Genomic DNA, 13,849 nt, shown 5'->3' with positions numbered 1-13,849 from the left:
GATATATTTTAATAGTTCAATAAATCGACCTGAGCACTGCCCGTATTGATCATAAAGCTGTTTTAAGGCTTCAGCTAAACCATCCGCCGTATTATTTCTTCGTTTTACGGGTAATTCGCATGGTACCGTCAGTTGTGCTGGTAAAACCATGGGTTGTTGCGTGAACGGCATTTGCACGGGCTGAGTCGATGAACTGCAAGACACTATCATCAAACACGCAATGACTGCGATCATTAGCCGTTTTATTAAGTGCATCTTGTAATGCTTGAGTTGATTGTTCATCATATAATTTCCTTTCTGCTATCTGCTGTGACAATGAATAACTTGCATCATTAGCAGTTTTAGTTAGTTGCTTTGTGCTTTCAATAAATTGACTTAAAGTATCTGCTACTTTTTGGGCTTCTAAAGCAATATATTCTTGTTTGGCTATTGCTTTGCCATGACTGATACCTAATCGGTAAAGTGAACCAAAACCAACAATCAAAAATATTCCCAACAAAAAATAACTTTTATTGCTCACAAAAAAGCTTTTGATTAATTTGTATATATTTTTAATCATCACAAACTCCTAAACCCCAATTTTCAGTTATGTAAACAGGTTGCCAACGGTAGATAATGCGAATCGGATAATCACGGTTTTCTTTAAAATTAATGCTTTTACGACCGCCATTAATATTTTCAACAACGCCCCAATAGTGAGTAGCATCTTGGTATTCTCGTTTTGCTCGCTGACGATCACGATTTACCCAACCAAGCCCACCGTTATATGCTGAGAGCGTGAATCCCCACCTGTCACAATCGCTAGCAGTTTCATTTATACGTTGATATAACCAATAGTCATACTGAATCAATGCCCGAAGAGACCACGACGGATTGAACGGTTCGTTGCTACCCAATGTCTTAGGATATGCACTAGAAATCCAATCCGCCGTTGCTGGCATAAACTGAGCCAAACCTTGAGCACCAACATGTGATTTTGCGTTTACTTTCCATCTTGATTCCTGATGAACTTGAGCTGCAAACAATGAAACAGGTGCATCAAGACCAAAAATCGCACGTGCATTACGTGTCAGTTCCCGTTGATGTTGCTTAGCATCATTTGGTACACCTGCTATAGCAGGCGTTAAATGACAACTAAACAGCATAAATACAATAAGTAAGGTTAAGTAACGCATGGCTATAATCCAAGTGTTACGCCAAGAATCACAGCGGAAACAATCAACGCCCGACGGATCAGAACAACCGCAAACAGAGTTCGATACTCATCAAGAACAGGGTATTCCGCACACATTTTGGAATCCATTGCCTCGGGGTGTTCATTGTTTTCTAAAGACTCAATATATTGCTTGGTATAAAAATCAGGACCAAACTCTTTCCAATCGTTATATAAATAACCTCCAGGAGATGCATAAGGAAAAAGCGCACGGTCAAGGTGATAACCAACAACAGCAGAAAGTAAAACAAGAGATAGTTTATAAGCTACAACAGGCAACTGTTGAGGTGAGAGTAACGTAATAATTGCAAATAAAGTAATAGCGACTAAATACCATTTAAGCAAACGAATTTGGGATAATTTTTTGATAGGGTGTTCCATAAAAAACCTCATAATTAATTAGTAATGTATGAGGTTATTATGATCTTACTTACTTGAAATGTAATTTGAACGGGGGCAGATTAAATTTTATTTTCTATAAGAGTAATTAAAAAACTAAATTTTATTCTTTAAAAAAGAAAAGCCGTCATAATTAAATGACGACTTTATTAAGAGTTAAGCGACTTTTTTATTAGCGCATTCACACTGTGGTATACGAAAAGCTTTTGCTTTTTTAGGATAAATAGTCTTTCCATTTTTGACTATACATCTAGCAAATGTATACCCACAAGCATTACCACATCGAGGACAGATAAAATCACTCATGCGATACCTCCTATTAAAAGGAGAACATTCAGAGCACAAATAAACTATTGCTTAATAGAAAATAATAAGTATAATCTACCGACTTTTTCAAAAGTTCCATTAGATACTCGTATGTTCTTATGGTTATTAACAAGTTAGTCATATCCGTAAAATATGTAACTAACACCCAAAATACAAAGCACTTACCGTAAATAAGTGCTTTTTACACTTCAAAATCAAACGAATATTGACGTTCAATTCCAATTTCTAATAATATAGTTGAAGCAAATAAATCAGCTTGCCATTCAGCATCTTCTTTATAAGTTGGTTGATGTTGAGAATGGTGCAAAATGGCTTTATGCCCCAATAAAATATGCCCCATCTCATGAAAAATAGTAAATAAAGCTTCTCTTTTTCCTTTAGAGGCTGCCACATAAGTTTTATTAGGTATGCTAATGGTAAAATCGTTGGGATCACAATGCCCCTCTGTAACGCCTAACCACTCTTTATCTGAAATTACTTGTAATGTTATTCCATATAAAGCTAAGTTTTCAAATACAGCATCAAAATTAATTTTCCTTTCTTTTGAAAGCTTAAACACCTTGCAAGAGTTAATTGCTTTTATTTTTATATCATCAACTTCCATTGGTTCAACTCGGTTTCCTCGCATTTGGTACTTTTCAATCATTTAATCAATCCTTTTTTTATTAATATCTTCAAATAATTTAGCTAATCGTTTTAGTTCCTCAGCATTAAATGGGGATCTAGCAAAACCTGCAATTAACATCTGTTGTTGCAAAGACAAACCACTAATATTGACATTTTCATTTGACACATCAGCTAATTCTTGCAAATTATTTATTTCGTGATTTTTGGATTTGAAAAAGTCAGATATTTTTTCAACCCAATTTTTAGGGATCTTTTTTAATCCTGTTTCTAGGCCACTAAGGTAAGCAGGTGTTGTTTCAAGCTCTTTAGACATAGTTAATAGAGTATAACCAATGTCTATTCTTGCTTTTCTTACTACTTTGCCAAATTCTGTCAGTGCCATATTATTTCTCCTGTTAATGTATTTGATATACAAATACCACACTAATTTATCATGAAGAAAAAGTAAATTCAACCATTTTGGTAAATTAAAATTTATTTTTGGTTAAAAAATTAAGAGATCTAGTTTTAAAGTTATATATTTCTATAAAATATAGATAATTTATTAGTTTGTTTGATTTTTATATTTAAATGATCTGCTTATAAGGAATTTTACTCTTCCCCACAATCTTTCTTCTCTTCAACTTCTTTTAATTGCGCCAACCGCCTATTCGCACTTTTCAGCGCTTCACCTTTTTCGATAACATTGCCAACTCCAAAATCACCTAAAAAGGATAGAACGGAACGACCATCAAATTTACTTTCTTTGTCAACATGTTCTATAAAACCTTGAACTTTTGCTTTTTCTAGTGCTATTTCACGGCAAGTCATGGTTTCTTTTTCATATTGAGTTAATTCTCCCTGACGACCGTAATTTTTAGTAGCACAGCCAGTTAAACCTAAAGCTAAACATAAAATTAGTAAATTTAATTTATTCATACTCAATCCTATTTATTTAAATATTCAATATTAACCATCAATAATCTTCATTTTCTCAATAACTTCAAACCTATCTGTGTTTGTTAAATGGCTAACTTCTTCAACACCACCTTGGGATAAAAGTAATCCACTTATTTCAGATGGATTTTTGTAGATTGCAAATTCATATTCTTTATAACCAGTAAAAGCACCAAACCCATTTTTAGCATTAATAAATACAACATAAACAGTTGCATCATGACCATCTATTTTTCCTTGCATATAGCCTTTAAATATATATTGTGCACTATCTGGATCTTTCAGTTTACCCATCATATAGTTTTTTATTTTTTCCTCATATTCAGGATGAGAATTGCAACCAACTAATAAAAAAATGCTAAATATAATTGAAATGCAAAGTAACCATAAATTTTTCATCTTTAATCTTTAAAAAAGAATCACACCCAAAATAAAACTCACGGCAAAATTTAATTATTTTTTTTACAATTAGCTTTCCATTTTTTCTCAAACCATTCTTTATTAATCAATGGTTCAATAGTAAAGTTAGATGTTTCTGTATCGATTAGTGAACCATTTTTTGTAATATCAACTTTAACAAAAAAACGAAGAGGGAAACCATAATAATTACCATACATGTCTTTAAAATCAGCATAGCCACAGACATAACTACGAAATGCATCATCGGAACTATTATTTTCTTCTACAAAGTATACTCGGCTAAATTTTGGATCTTTCAAGTGTTTTTCAGCTCTCTCTTTTCCTAAGTCAACCGCCAACTTATCATTTGGATAATCACAGCCCATTAATAAAATCGAAATACAAAATAACCATAATTTTTTCATCTTTAATCCTTAAAAAATAATCGCCCCCAAAATAAAACCCACGGCAAATATTGCTAACGTGGGTTTTATTTGAGTTCTGAACAAAGTTATTGTTTGGTTATATAAATTTTGATTATTTAATTTCTCTAAATTAGAAAGTTCTTCAACATAATTTAATACATTTTGTAACTGCATTTTATTAAGCCGTTTTAAATCTGAAGTACAAAATTGCCGCTTACTGTAATGATTCATCTTATCTTTTAATTCATCTTTGTCATTAATTTCACAAAGAATCAAATGAATAAGCATTTTGCAAGATGCTTTTTCTTTAGCTGCTTCAAATTCATCAGTTAAAAATTTATCAGCAATAGGAAATTGTGAAACAGTTATTTCATTAATACTACAAACACCAAGAGTAGCGTGTAGTTTAAGCCATAGTTCCCGTGCCGTTAACTCCCCATAGTTTTCAATATCAGAAATTAAACTATGAAGCGATTTTCGTTGAGCGGGAACCAACGGGCGAGTATCTAACTCATCATCATTACTTGACGTAATATTATAAATATCTCTACCAGCTATTTGTTCTGCCGTATTATCCTGAAGTCCAACCGTCACTTTGTTTTCCGCCTCCTAGTTGTATAAATATTTCCACCAGCAATTTGACCTTCACCTCGAATTGTATTATTCGAAATATTAACCCCTGCCTGCTGAGCCGTTCCTGCCGTTAGTGCACCTAAGGCTGCCGCTTTAATTGCCAATGGTGCTATTCTAAATTTGTCAATTAAATCTTGCTCATCAACAGATAAATTATTTGTTGTTCTAATACCAGTTACAACATATTGAACATCTAACCCAAAATTAGCTAATGTAGATAAATATAACGCATCAGGAAATCTCTCACCTTTTTCATAATTAAGTTGAGTTAATTTCTTTACATTAGCAATTTCTCCCATAGCAACTTGGCTAAGTCCCATACGTTCACGTTCTTCTTTTAGTCTTAATCCGATATTTTTTTGCATACTTTTTATCTTGACAGGTATAAATATTTATACCATAATTTAACACATAATTTATAAATCACTTATTAATAACTTATATCAAAGGAGCTAAAAATGTCTAAAGTTCTCACTCCCGAACAAGTTAAGCAACAATTTCAACAAAAAGGCAAAACTATCAAATCTTGGGCGATTGAAAATGGTTACCACCCCGTTGTTGTTTATAACGTTTTAAATGGTTTAAGCCGTGCTCATCGTGGTAAAACACACGATATAGCAGTAAAACTTGGCTTAAAACAAGCTTACTAATGCTGATTGTAACAGTTTTTCATATACAGAAAAAGGGCGAAAAACATGAACAAATCACAAATTTCAACGTCTGGCACTCGAATACTTAAGGTACTAAAAGCGCTTAAAGGTTATACGTTAACGGGATTATCTAACGGCGATATCGCAAAGATGATTAATGAATCACCTGTTAATGTAACGCGTTCACTTCAAACACTAATCGAGGAAGGACTAGTAATTAAGTTAGATAATGGTTTGTTTGCTCATAGTGTGCAAATGTTGCAAATAGCCCAAGCACATGCAATTCACATCACTAAAATGCAAGACCAAATAACAGAAATCAATCAGCGTATTACGGCTGGCGCAAGATAAGGATAACCAAAATGGCAAGAACCGCAAACAAAGCAAAAGAAGAAATTGAACTACCTGCAATTGATGAGCAAGGGATTAATGATGCAATGAATACCATGACTACTATTCAAAGTGAATATAACGAAGAACGCGACCTAGTTAACCAACTTTTAGGTCAGGCTCAAATGGCTGATGCTTTTGGGAAATTTTCCCAAACTGTTTGGGCTTCTAAATTAAATTTTGTTAAAGAAAACAAGCTTTATCGTAATTTATCAGGGAAAAAAACTCCAAACGGTTTGGAGTTAAAAGGAACTTGGGAAGAATTTTGTTCATTGTTAGGAGTATCTGATGAAAAAGCTAATCAAGATATAGCAAACCTAAAATCATTCGGCGAGGAAGCCCTTGAATCTATGTCTCGCATGGGCATTGGCTACCGTGAGTTACGCCAATATCGTAAGTTACCCGAAGACCAAAAAACGGCACTGATTGAAGTTGCTAAAGCAGGAGATAAAGAGGCATTAGTTGAATTGGCAGAAGAGTTTATTGCTAAAAATGCCAAGGAAAAAGAAGTATTGCAAAAAGAGAATGAAGAGTTAAAAAAGGAATATAAAGCACTAGATGCCGTAAATGCTACTAATAAGAATTCTATTGATGATTTAAAGCTAAAACTTAGTAAATATGACCTAAAAATTATTCCTATTGAGGAACAAATCAAGGATTTAGGATTAGTTGTCGATCTAAATGAAAACATTAACAAACCCATAACTCGTGCTTTGAATGAACTTGATGCAGTTATTAATCATCTTCATCAACTTGAATTAAATGCTATGGAAAATGATCCAGATTTTCAACCGGGCGATTTACTTATATTGCCAGACATTATGCTTAAAGAGCTAATTAAATATGATGGGTTTATTGTTCTATTGCTTGAGCATGTAAAACGCATTCATCGTGATTTTTGCAATAAATTTGATGCCAATATTGAAGAATATCGCTCACGAATGGACGAAGCAAAATACGATAATTTAAGTGATAACAATTAATTCATAAGGTTTCGAATTATGGCAATCAAGCCTAGTATTAACCAATATTTATACGAAATAGCCAATAAACTTGATGTTGCTCCACATGGCGAACGTAGCAATATTATTAATAGTGCTAGTGAGTTCTTGGGGTGGTCACGTCAGACTATTTACCGACAATTAAAAGAAGTATGTAACTGGACTAGCGAAAAGAAAAAACGGTTTGATAAAGGAGAAACTAACGTTGATTACAATGCATTAGATGTTTTATCTGCAATGAATAGAGAATCAGTGCGAGATAACGGTAAACAAACTTTATTTACACCTGCTGCTCGTGGGATTTTAGAACAAAATGGTTATGAGTTCAATGTAAGTAATGCAACTCTTAATCGTTTAATGCGTCAACGTAAATTGAATGTCAAGGCACAAAAAGTAGCAAACCCTGTTCAATCATTACGTGCTTTACATCCGAATCATGTCCACGAAATTGATCCGTCATTATGCTTGATTTATTACATGAAAAATAAACAACATATTATGCGTGACAGTGAATTTTACAAGAATAAATTGGCTAATTTTGACAAAGTCAAATTTAAAGTCTGGCGTTATACTTTGTATGACCGTGCATCAGGCATGATTATACCTTGGTACGTTGAAGCTGCAGGCGAAAACCAACACTCATTATTCCAGTTTTTAATGTTTGCTTGGGGTAAGCAAGATGGGCGGTTATTTCACGGTGTACCAAAGCTATTGTATTGGGATAAAGGTTCGGCTAATACATCATCAGCAATCAAGAACTTGCTAGACCATTTAGAAGTTAAATATCTAGAACACGAAGCAGGCAATGCAAGGGCTAAAGGTGGTGTTGAAAATGCCAATAATATCATCGAAACACAATTTGAAAGCCGTTTAAAGTTTCAACCTGTCAGCAGTATTGATGAGTTAAATCATGCAGCAATGAACTGGGCGGAGGCATATAACGCCAATCGTTTACCAGGACAAGATACACGTTTGCGTCGTATTGGATTATCAGAACCCGTATCACGTCAATCACTTTGGCAACATATTACGGCAGAACAATTACGCACATTGCCATCAATAGAAGTTTGTCAGGCATTAATGGCAAGTCGTGAGCAAGAACGACAAGTGAAAGCTGATTTAACCATTAGTTTCAAACATCCGCAAGCTGATAGTTCGCTTATTTATAGTTTAAAAGGCTTAGAGGGTATTGCTGTTAAAGATAAAGTCAGTGTGCGTTCATTAGTTTACGGTGATTGTGCTATTCAAATTGAAGTACCTCGTTATGACGGTGAAGCACTGATTTATCGTATTGAGCCAGACCGCAATTTTGATAAGTTTGGACAACGTTTAGATGCACCTGTGATTGGTGAGGAATATAAATCTAAAGGTAATACCGAAATTGAACAAGCAGCAAAAGCGATGGATCAAGTGGCATACCCGAACATGACAGAGGATGAAATCAAAAAAGCGAAGCAAAAACAAGTTGCACCGTTCGGTGGCAAGCTCAATACACTCAGTTATCTAGATGATATTAATCATCCTGCTTACTTTGAACAAAAAGGCAATGAAATTGAGACACCGGAACATTTAAAGCCGGCTACCACAACATTAACGTTAACCGCAGCTTTAATGCGTATTACCAGTTCAATCGGTCGCAGATTAACAACTGATGAAAATAAGTGGCTATCCGCTCGTTATCAAGACGGTGTTCCTGAAGATTCGTTAGATTCACTAATTCGTACATTTACAACACCTGTTGCAGTTGGTAACGGTACGACAGGGTTTAGGAGTGTTAAATAATGCTGAAATTAAAAAGCGTAATGACGCAATTCAATATCAAACAAGCACAACTCGCTAAGCATATTGATTATAAAGGCAATTCAATCAGCCAAGCAGTAATTAGCCAGCTTGTTAATCACAATATTTGGCCACGCTCTATTAAGCATGAAGAACTAGAGCAGAAGATTGAAAAGGCATTAATAAAATTAGGTTTAAGCCATGATTATTTACTAAATATTTTTGAAGAAGAAACTGACACAGCCGAAATCTTGGCGGACGACGCTGTGCCAGTTGACTCAAATGAAAAACACTTAACAAAGGAGTCAGCCTATATGTTACTACGAAAACAAACTATAAATCGAGATGCGCGGGCACATTTCCGCATTCCAAGGGATCCATTTACGGATGAAATGACTGAAGATGCCGACGTTTATCTATCCGATGATATTCGTTATGTACGTGCAGCAATGCGTCAAACGGCAAAGCATGGGGGCTTGTTGGCCGTTATTGGTGAATCAGGAAGTGGTAAATCAACATTGCGCCATGATTTAATTGATTGGATCAATATTAATCATGAACCAATAACAGTTATCGAGCCGTATGTACTTGGTTTAGAAGATAACGAAGTCAAAGGTAAATCACTAAAAAGTATGGATATTAGTGGATCAATCATCAATGCGATTGATCCACAAGCAAAACCAAAACGTAGTGCTGAAGCACGAGCAAGGCAAATGCATACTTTACTTAAAAATAGCGCATTATCAGGTCGTAAACATTTAATGGTTATTGAAGAAGCGCATGGTTTATCAATTCATACGCTTAAGCATTTAAAACGCTTTTATGAGCTACAAGAAGGCTTTAAAAAACTGCTATCAATTATTTTAATTGGCCAAACAGAATTACAAACAAAACTATCAGAATACAATCCTGAAGTTCGTGAAGTGGTTCAGCGTTGTGAAGTTGTGAACTTAAAACCACTTGATTTTAAAGTTGAAGAATATATCAAGCATAAATTTTCACGTGTTGATATGGACTATACAACGTTATTTGATTCATCTGCATTTACTGAAATCATCAATCGGTTACGTGTTGCAACAACGCGTCGAGGTGAAAAACAAGTGCGATCATTATGCTATCCATTAGCAGTAAATAACCTTGTTTCTAACGCATTAAATCTAGCTGCACGCATTAGTGCGCCAAAAGTTACAGGTGAAATAATTGTTGAGTGTATCAAAGACCGAGGAGATATCTGATGAAAAAGAACCGACTAATCAGTAATAACATCAATGCGGTTAATAAGGCTGTAACTATATTATCTAATGAAGAATTTACCGTCATTGGTTTTTATCATGATTCACTTTCAAAGCCAACTATTGAAATTGAGCATCACCCAAAGTGCAATAAGTTTATAGCTGTGGGTAAAGCGATGTATTACCGACATGAAGGTTATTACAGGTTTGGGCAATTTGAATTAAATGGCTGCCGAGTTATATGGAAAGAACGCGATATTAGTCGCTTGCATTAATCGAATAGGAGCTATAGAAATGATAAAGACTAAAAAACGTATTAAAGCTACCGCATCAATCTATGTTGTGCAATCAAAAGATCAAGCAACAGAGGCTATTAAATATTTAGGCGATATACAGCGTGAATTAATCCGATTAGAAACCGAAATGAACGATAAGATCGCTGAAATTGCTGCAAGTTATTCATCAAGTATTGAAGTATTAAAAAAGAAGTCAGTAGAAATACAAAAAGGTATCCAAATTTGGTGCGAAGCAAACCGTGATGAATTAACCAACAATGGTAAAGTTAAATCAGCCAATTTAGTTACTGGTGAAGTGCAATGGCGTAATAGACCACCATCATGCACTATTCGTGGTTCAGAATCAGTTATTGAGGCATTGAAAGAACTGAAATTGAATCGTTTTATACGTACAAAAGAAGAAATCAATAAAGAAGCCATTTTAAACGAACCAAATGCAGTAGCACATGTTCCTGGCATCACTATCAAAAAAGATGTAGAGGATTTTGCGATAGTACCTTTTGAACAGGAGATTATCTAATCATGCAAACACAAGATTTTTATATTTTGCATCAATTTATATTAAGCCAGACAGCTAATTTTATAGTTCACTGTAAAGAGTATGGTTTATCTGAGTTTGAAGCGGATCGCATCATTGACGAGCTAGAGGAATTAGCTAATGGCTAAATTTTCTAGCCCTAAACGTTATATGCCCGACCATTATATTTCAATCAGTCATGAACATTCATTTATGCGTGAAGTAACTGGTCAGGGCTATGTTGATGGAAAACTGTACGATGAACTCTATACTGAATATGTAAAATTAAAATCAGCTAAAACATTAAAACAGCGTTTTGTTAGTTTTTTAAGGTGTTTTTATGACAAATAATAATGAAAAGTATATTGAAAAAATCAAAAAACTTTTAGCGTTAGCGAAATCAACAAATCCCAACGAAGCTGCTATTGCTATGAATCAAGCCATCAAATTGATGGTAAAACATAATATCAGTAATAAAGATGTGGAATTATCTGAAATTGAGGAACAAAGATATTTTTCAATATTAGTAAGTATCATTACAAGCGCATTTGGCGTGCGAGCTTACTTTACTTGGGAAAACAATAAACGAAAGGTTTCATTTTATGGACTTAGGGAACGACCACAATTAGCAGCTTATACCTTTGACGTTTTAAGTGTTCAATTAGTTAAAGCTCGAAAAGAATTCTTATCGCAACAAAATGGTAATTGTAAAAAAATCACTAAAATCAACCGAGCTGATGCGTTCTGTGTTGGCTGGGTTAATGGTGTTTATCAATTAATTGAAGATTTCGCAATGACTGATGAGGAACTAAATCTATTAGCTGAATATAGAAAGACAAAAGATTTATCACCAGCTAAGGTTAGAGATGCTAAAAAGTGTAATGGTTCAGACTCTTCACAATTTATTGGTTACTTACAAGGTAAAACCGCTCAATTGAATCATGGTGTATCAAGTTCAGGTTATTCTCCATCACTAATAGGGGTTAAATAGATGAAATCTAAATATATCAAACTGATCCATATTGCAAAATCTCAACTTAATCTTGATGACGATACCTATCGTCATCTATTACTGAATATAACTAAAAAAACTAGCACCAAGGATATGACTGTTTGGGAACTGGAAAAAATTCTAAATAACCTTAAATCAAAAGGTTTTAAAGTTAAATCATCAAAAAAAACGGGGAAGATAACTGCTACAGAACCAGTTCATAAAAAAATACGATCATTATGGCTAGCACTAGCTGATGCAGGTGAAATCAAAAATCGTTCTGAAAAAGCTATCAATTCTTATGTAAAACGAATTACTGGTGTTGAAGTGATGGATTGGCTTACCCAAAAACAAGCAATGGTTGTAATTGAAAGCTTAAAAAGTTGGCAAGCACGCATATAAAGGAAGAAGTATGAAATTAACACGTTGCCCAATTTGTCATAACGAAATTAATTTAGAAGCATTAGTCGAAGATGATTCTGGCAGAGAACTACTTATATTAGTAAGTAATTTAAGCTATGGCTGTGCTAAACCGATGATTGCCTATATTGGTTTATTTCGTACTCAAAAATCAAATTTAAGTAATTCTAGAGCAGTAAACTTAATTAATGAGGTACTACAACTTTTTCAACCAAGTAGACATCTAGCACACGCGCTACGGGAAACAGTTAATAATATTCACGCTAAGCGTTTAACTAGTGAGTACAAACCGTTTAAAAATCATAATTATCTAAAGTCAGTTTATGATTCTACTAAGCATTTATTTGCATATGTTGAACATAAAGAAGAAGACAAACCCGTTCGTAGCAGTAATGAAGAGTATTTTGAACAGATGTATAGGGCTGGTGTTGACTTTAGTAAATTAGAAAAAAATATACCAGGCGCACTAGATTGGTATAAGAAGAAAACAGGAGCGTAAATTATGACTAAGTCTGCAATATCTATTAAACGTCATGAACTGCTAACGCATATATCATTATCTGTGGCTAATGAAGCCATGGATTATGGTCTACCTGAAGACATTGCGGTTCATCTTGGCGATAGTATTGCAAATACAATTTCAGAACTGTTCGGCGGTCAGAACATTACGTTTCCACGCGACTACAGATTCAAACTAAACCAACGAGACTTGCAAATCTATGATGCATTTAAAGGCAATAACTACGCAGAACTAAGTCAAAAATATAAAATGACAGAACGAGGTATCAGAAAAGTAATCGACCGAGTTCATAAACGAATGATAAAAGAAAAACAACCAACACTGTTTGATTTTAATGACGCCTAATTAATTTTAGAGCAAAATTTTTTAGGCAATTTTTATTTCATATTTTGCAACACTTTTTCAAAAAACAATTTCATTATTTCCCTGTTTATTTTGTTATATCCCATTTATCTCATCATTCTATTATTATTTATCATGTTCTATTTCAACATAATCACTTACTTCCATTTTTATTGTTGCTTTATTTGATAAAAGATATTTCCTATTTTCCTGATAGCGAGCTAAAGCATTGCTTTTTTCTATTTCAAGAAGTGCTTTCTTCAACTCATCATAAATAACCAGTTTAGCTTTCGCTTCAATGTAGCTTCTAGCTTTTGCATCAATGTGATTTTTATACACCGTATAATGGGGATATTTGACATTCTTATTCTTATTTCGTTCTTCCTCTTCTTTAAATTTTGCATAATCATCTAATGTAATATTGATATTTTTATCTACAAGCATAGTTTTTAAATTTCCAGCTATGCCAGAAAATGTTAGGTTTAAAAATTGATTTGGACGATCCTTTTTAAATTCACAAGTATATTCAACAATATTTCGATCTCGTTCATCTTTATATGAATCCCATTTCGTTTTATTACAGATATTTCGGTTATCAAGCGCATTACCGACAGTAAGAGTTGAGTCGACATTGTCATACACATAATCTTTAACTTGCTTAACCTGTGATGAGTCTCCGCATGCAGTAAGAATCAGTACTGATAAAACAATTGTTATTTTTTTCATTGTTATTCCTTATAAAAAAAAGAATT

25 protein-coding genes are annotated in these 13,849 nt (G+C 33.9%); 13 read left to right on the top strand and 12 right to left on the bottom strand.

Annotated features, from left to right (window positions below; translation table 11 throughout):
• Positions 1 to 91: 91 nt before the first annotated feature.
• From GQ589_RS02315 to GQ589_RS02265, 11 genes are all read right to left on the bottom strand, one after another.
• Complete coding sequence (locus GQ589_RS02315) at positions 92 to 559, bottom strand: hypothetical protein (protein WP_160424326.1); 468 nt, start codon at positions 557 to 559, stop codon at positions 92 to 94.
• A complete protein-coding gene (locus GQ589_RS02310) occupies positions 552 to 1,175 on the bottom strand; it encodes a transglycosylase SLT domain-containing protein (RefSeq protein WP_160424324.1) in 624 nt (207 codons plus the stop codon). Before GQ589_RS02310 ends, GQ589_RS02315 begins: the two co-directional genes overlap by 8 nt.
• Positions 1,176 to 1,177: 2 nt before the next feature.
• Complete coding sequence (locus GQ589_RS02305) at positions 1,178 to 1,594, bottom strand: putative holin (protein ID WP_160424322.1); 417 nt, start codon at positions 1,592 to 1,594, stop codon at positions 1,178 to 1,180.
• 174 nt (positions 1,595 to 1,768) lie between these two features.
• Positions 1,769 to 1,918 carry a hypothetical protein gene (locus GQ589_RS02300; protein WP_160424320.1) on the bottom strand — a complete coding sequence of 50 codons (150 nt, stop codon included), beginning with the start codon at positions 1,916 to 1,918 and terminating at the stop codon, positions 1,769 to 1,771.
• A gap of 202 nt (positions 1,919 to 2,120) precedes the next feature.
• Positions 2,121 to 2,585, bottom strand: a complete 465-nt coding sequence (locus GQ589_RS02295; RefSeq protein WP_202115001.1) for an ImmA/IrrE family metallo-endopeptidase — start codon at positions 2,583 to 2,585, stop codon at positions 2,121 to 2,123.
• Positions 2,586 to 2,948 carry a helix-turn-helix domain-containing protein gene (locus GQ589_RS02290; protein ID WP_160424318.1) on the bottom strand — a complete coding sequence of 121 codons (363 nt, stop codon included), beginning with the start codon at positions 2,946 to 2,948 and terminating at the stop codon, positions 2,586 to 2,588.
• A gap of 209 nt (positions 2,949 to 3,157) precedes the next feature.
• Positions 3,158 to 3,484 carry a hypothetical protein gene (locus tag GQ589_RS02285; RefSeq protein WP_160424316.1) on the bottom strand — a complete coding sequence of 109 codons (327 nt, stop codon included), beginning with the start codon at positions 3,482 to 3,484 and terminating at the stop codon, positions 3,158 to 3,160.
• A gap of 30 nt (positions 3,485 to 3,514) precedes the next feature.
• Positions 3,515 to 3,901 (bottom strand): hypothetical protein, encoded by a 387-nt coding sequence (locus GQ589_RS02280; RefSeq protein WP_160424315.1) that lies wholly within the window; start codon positions 3,899 to 3,901, stop codon positions 3,515 to 3,517.
• 50 nt (positions 3,902 to 3,951) lie between these two features.
• Entirely contained in the window at positions 3,952 to 4,326 is a 375-nt protein-coding gene (locus GQ589_RS02275) for a hypothetical protein (protein ID WP_160424313.1), read from the bottom strand.
• A gap of 9 nt (positions 4,327 to 4,335) precedes the next feature.
• Entirely contained in the window at positions 4,336 to 4,920 is a 585-nt protein-coding gene (locus GQ589_RS02270) for a hypothetical protein (protein WP_160424311.1), read from the bottom strand.
• On the bottom strand, positions 4,917 to 5,324 hold the full coding sequence (locus GQ589_RS02265) for a helix-turn-helix domain-containing protein (RefSeq protein WP_085165883.1): 408 nt from the start codon (positions 5,322 to 5,324) through the stop codon (positions 4,917 to 4,919). The genes GQ589_RS02270 and GQ589_RS02265 overlap by 4 nt, the downstream gene beginning before the upstream one ends.
• A gap of 93 nt (positions 5,325 to 5,417) precedes the next feature.
• Between GQ589_RS02265 and GQ589_RS02260 the strand changes: the two genes are divergently transcribed.
• From GQ589_RS02260 to GQ589_RS02200, 13 genes are read left to right on the top strand one after another with little or no spacing between them, the layout of a single operon-like run.
• Complete coding sequence (locus tag GQ589_RS02260) at positions 5,418 to 5,609, top strand: DNA-binding protein (RefSeq protein WP_065567015.1); 192 nt, start codon at positions 5,418 to 5,420, stop codon at positions 5,607 to 5,609.
• A 45-nt stretch (positions 5,610 to 5,654) separates the two neighbouring features.
• Positions 5,655 to 5,960, top strand: coding sequence for a helix-turn-helix domain-containing protein (locus GQ589_RS02255; RefSeq protein ID WP_160424309.1), 306 nt, complete (start codon positions 5,655 to 5,657; stop codon positions 5,958 to 5,960).
• 11 nt (positions 5,961 to 5,971) lie between these two features.
• Positions 5,972 to 6,982, top strand: a complete 1,011-nt coding sequence (locus GQ589_RS12190) for a hypothetical protein (protein ID WP_202115000.1) — start codon at positions 5,972 to 5,974, stop codon at positions 6,980 to 6,982.
• An 18-nt stretch (positions 6,983 to 7,000) separates the two neighbouring features.
• A complete protein-coding gene (locus tag GQ589_RS02245) occupies positions 7,001 to 8,782 on the top strand; it encodes a DDE-type integrase/transposase/recombinase (protein WP_160424306.1) in 1,782 nt (593 codons plus the stop codon).
• A complete protein-coding gene (locus GQ589_RS02240; protein ID WP_160424304.1) occupies positions 8,782 to 10,014 on the top strand; it encodes an ExeA family protein in 1,233 nt (410 codons plus the stop codon). The genes GQ589_RS02245 and GQ589_RS02240 overlap by 1 nt, the downstream gene beginning before the upstream one ends.
• Positions 10,014 to 10,286, top strand: a complete 273-nt coding sequence (locus GQ589_RS02235; RefSeq protein ID WP_160424302.1) for a hypothetical protein — start codon at positions 10,014 to 10,016, stop codon at positions 10,284 to 10,286. Before GQ589_RS02240 ends, GQ589_RS02235 begins: the two co-directional genes overlap by 1 nt.
• A 19-nt stretch (positions 10,287 to 10,305) precedes the next feature.
• Positions 10,306 to 10,827 (top strand): host-nuclease inhibitor Gam family protein, encoded by a 522-nt coding sequence (locus GQ589_RS02230; protein WP_160424301.1) that lies wholly within the window; start codon positions 10,306 to 10,308, stop codon positions 10,825 to 10,827.
• A 2-nt stretch (positions 10,828 to 10,829) separates the two neighbouring features.
• Positions 10,830 to 10,973 carry a hypothetical protein gene (locus tag GQ589_RS02225; RefSeq protein WP_160424299.1) on the top strand — a complete coding sequence of 48 codons (144 nt, stop codon included), beginning with the start codon at positions 10,830 to 10,832 and terminating at the stop codon, positions 10,971 to 10,973.
• Complete coding sequence (locus tag GQ589_RS02220; protein WP_160424296.1) at positions 10,966 to 11,175, top strand: hypothetical protein; 210 nt, start codon at positions 10,966 to 10,968, stop codon at positions 11,173 to 11,175. Before GQ589_RS02225 ends, GQ589_RS02220 begins: the two co-directional genes overlap by 8 nt.
• Positions 11,165 to 11,815: a DUF2786 domain-containing protein gene (locus GQ589_RS02215; protein ID WP_160424294.1), complete on the top strand. Its 651-nt coding sequence runs from the start codon at positions 11,165 to 11,167 to the stop codon at positions 11,813 to 11,815. The genes GQ589_RS02220 and GQ589_RS02215 overlap by 11 nt, the downstream gene beginning before the upstream one ends.
• Positions 11,816 to 12,217, top strand: a complete 402-nt coding sequence (locus GQ589_RS02210) for a gp16 family protein (RefSeq protein ID WP_160424292.1) — start codon at positions 11,816 to 11,818, stop codon at positions 12,215 to 12,217.
• A gap of 10 nt (positions 12,218 to 12,227) precedes the next feature.
• Positions 12,228 to 12,734, top strand: coding sequence for a hypothetical protein (locus GQ589_RS02205; RefSeq protein WP_160424290.1), 507 nt, complete (start codon positions 12,228 to 12,230; stop codon positions 12,732 to 12,734).
• Positions 12,735 to 12,737: 3 nt separating this feature from the next.
• Positions 12,738 to 13,100: a Mor transcription activator family protein gene (locus GQ589_RS02200; RefSeq protein ID WP_202114999.1), complete on the top strand. Its 363-nt coding sequence runs from the start codon at positions 12,738 to 12,740 to the stop codon at positions 13,098 to 13,100.
• A gap of 123 nt (positions 13,101 to 13,223) precedes the next feature.
• Here GQ589_RS02200 and GQ589_RS02195 read toward each other — a convergent pair whose 3' ends face one another.
• The gene (locus GQ589_RS02195) at positions 13,224 to 13,823 is read right to left on the bottom strand and encodes a hypothetical protein (protein WP_160424288.1); all 600 of its coding nucleotides are present in this window, start codon (positions 13,821 to 13,823) and stop codon (positions 13,224 to 13,226) included.
• Positions 13,824 to 13,849 lie beyond the last annotated feature (26 nt).

Source organism: Gilliamella sp. Pas-s27 (genome assembly GCF_009795865.1).
Lineage (GTDB): Bacteria > Pseudomonadota > Gammaproteobacteria > Enterobacterales > Orbaceae > Gilliamella.
Note: the sequence above shows the minus strand (reverse complement) of the source record. Positions and strands in the feature narration are given on the sequence as shown.

Bases quoted from the DNA above. Each gene is read 5' to 3' on its own strand.
- GQ589_RS02220 (WP_160424296.1), top strand. From the start codon at position 10,966: ATGGCTAAATTTTCTAGCCCTAAACGTTATATGCCCGACCATTATATT.
- GQ589_RS02255 (WP_160424309.1), top strand. From the start codon at position 5,655: ATGAACAAATCACAAATTTCAACGTCTGGCACTCGAATACTTAAGGTA.
- GQ589_RS02265 (WP_085165883.1), bottom strand. From the start codon at position 5,324: ATGCAAAAAAATATCGGATTAAGACTAAAAGAAGAACGTGAACGTATG.
- GQ589_RS02195 (WP_160424288.1), bottom strand. From the start codon at position 13,823: ATGAAAAAAATAACAATTGTTTTATCAGTACTGATTCTTACTGCATGC.
- GQ589_RS02260 (WP_065567015.1), top strand. From the start codon at position 5,418: ATGTCTAAAGTTCTCACTCCCGAACAAGTTAAGCAACAATTTCAACAA.
- GQ589_RS02275 (WP_160424313.1), bottom strand. From the start codon at position 4,326: ATGAAAAAATTATGGTTATTTTGTATTTCGATTTTATTAATGGGCTGT.
- GQ589_RS02310 (WP_160424324.1), bottom strand. From the start codon at position 1,175: ATGCGTTACTTAACCTTACTTATTGTATTTATGCTGTTTAGTTGTCAT.
- GQ589_RS02200 (WP_202114999.1), top strand. From the start codon at position 12,738: ATGACTAAGTCTGCAATATCTATTAAACGTCATGAACTGCTAACGCAT.
- GQ589_RS02240 (WP_160424304.1), top strand. From the start codon at position 8,782: ATGCTGAAATTAAAAAGCGTAATGACGCAATTCAATATCAAACAAGCA.
- GQ589_RS02300 (WP_160424320.1), bottom strand. From the start codon at position 1,918: ATGAGTGATTTTATCTGTCCTCGATGTGGTAATGCTTGTGGGTATACA.
- GQ589_RS02205 (WP_160424290.1), top strand. From the start codon at position 12,228: ATGAAATTAACACGTTGCCCAATTTGTCATAACGAAATTAATTTAGAA.
- GQ589_RS02245 (WP_160424306.1), top strand. From the start codon at position 7,001: ATGGCAATCAAGCCTAGTATTAACCAATATTTATACGAAATAGCCAAT.
- GQ589_RS02225 (WP_160424299.1), top strand. From the start codon at position 10,830: ATGCAAACACAAGATTTTTATATTTTGCATCAATTTATATTAAGCCAG.
- GQ589_RS02290 (WP_160424318.1), bottom strand. From the start codon at position 2,948: ATGGCACTGACAGAATTTGGCAAAGTAGTAAGAAAAGCAAGAATAGAC.
- GQ589_RS02210 (WP_160424292.1), top strand. From the start codon at position 11,816: ATGAAATCTAAATATATCAAACTGATCCATATTGCAAAATCTCAACTT.
- GQ589_RS02285 (WP_160424316.1), bottom strand. From the start codon at position 3,484: ATGAATAAATTAAATTTACTAATTTTATGTTTAGCTTTAGGTTTAACT.
- GQ589_RS02305 (WP_160424322.1), bottom strand. From the start codon at position 1,594: ATGGAACACCCTATCAAAAAATTATCCCAAATTCGTTTGCTTAAATGG.
- GQ589_RS02230 (WP_160424301.1), top strand. From the start codon at position 10,306: ATGATAAAGACTAAAAAACGTATTAAAGCTACCGCATCAATCTATGTT.
- GQ589_RS02235 (WP_160424302.1), top strand. From the start codon at position 10,014: ATGAAAAAGAACCGACTAATCAGTAATAACATCAATGCGGTTAATAAG.
- GQ589_RS02295 (WP_202115001.1), bottom strand. From the start codon at position 2,585: ATGATTGAAAAGTACCAAATGCGAGGAAACCGAGTTGAACCAATGGAA.
- GQ589_RS12190 (WP_202115000.1), top strand. From the start codon at position 5,972: ATGGCAAGAACCGCAAACAAAGCAAAAGAAGAAATTGAACTACCTGCA.
- GQ589_RS02315 (WP_160424326.1), bottom strand. From the start codon at position 559: ATGATTAAAAATATATACAAATTAATCAAAAGCTTTTTTGTGAGCAAT.
- GQ589_RS02215 (WP_160424294.1), top strand. From the start codon at position 11,165: ATGACAAATAATAATGAAAAGTATATTGAAAAAATCAAAAAACTTTTA.
- GQ589_RS02280 (WP_160424315.1), bottom strand. From the start codon at position 3,901: ATGAAAAATTTATGGTTACTTTGCATTTCAATTATATTTAGCATTTTT.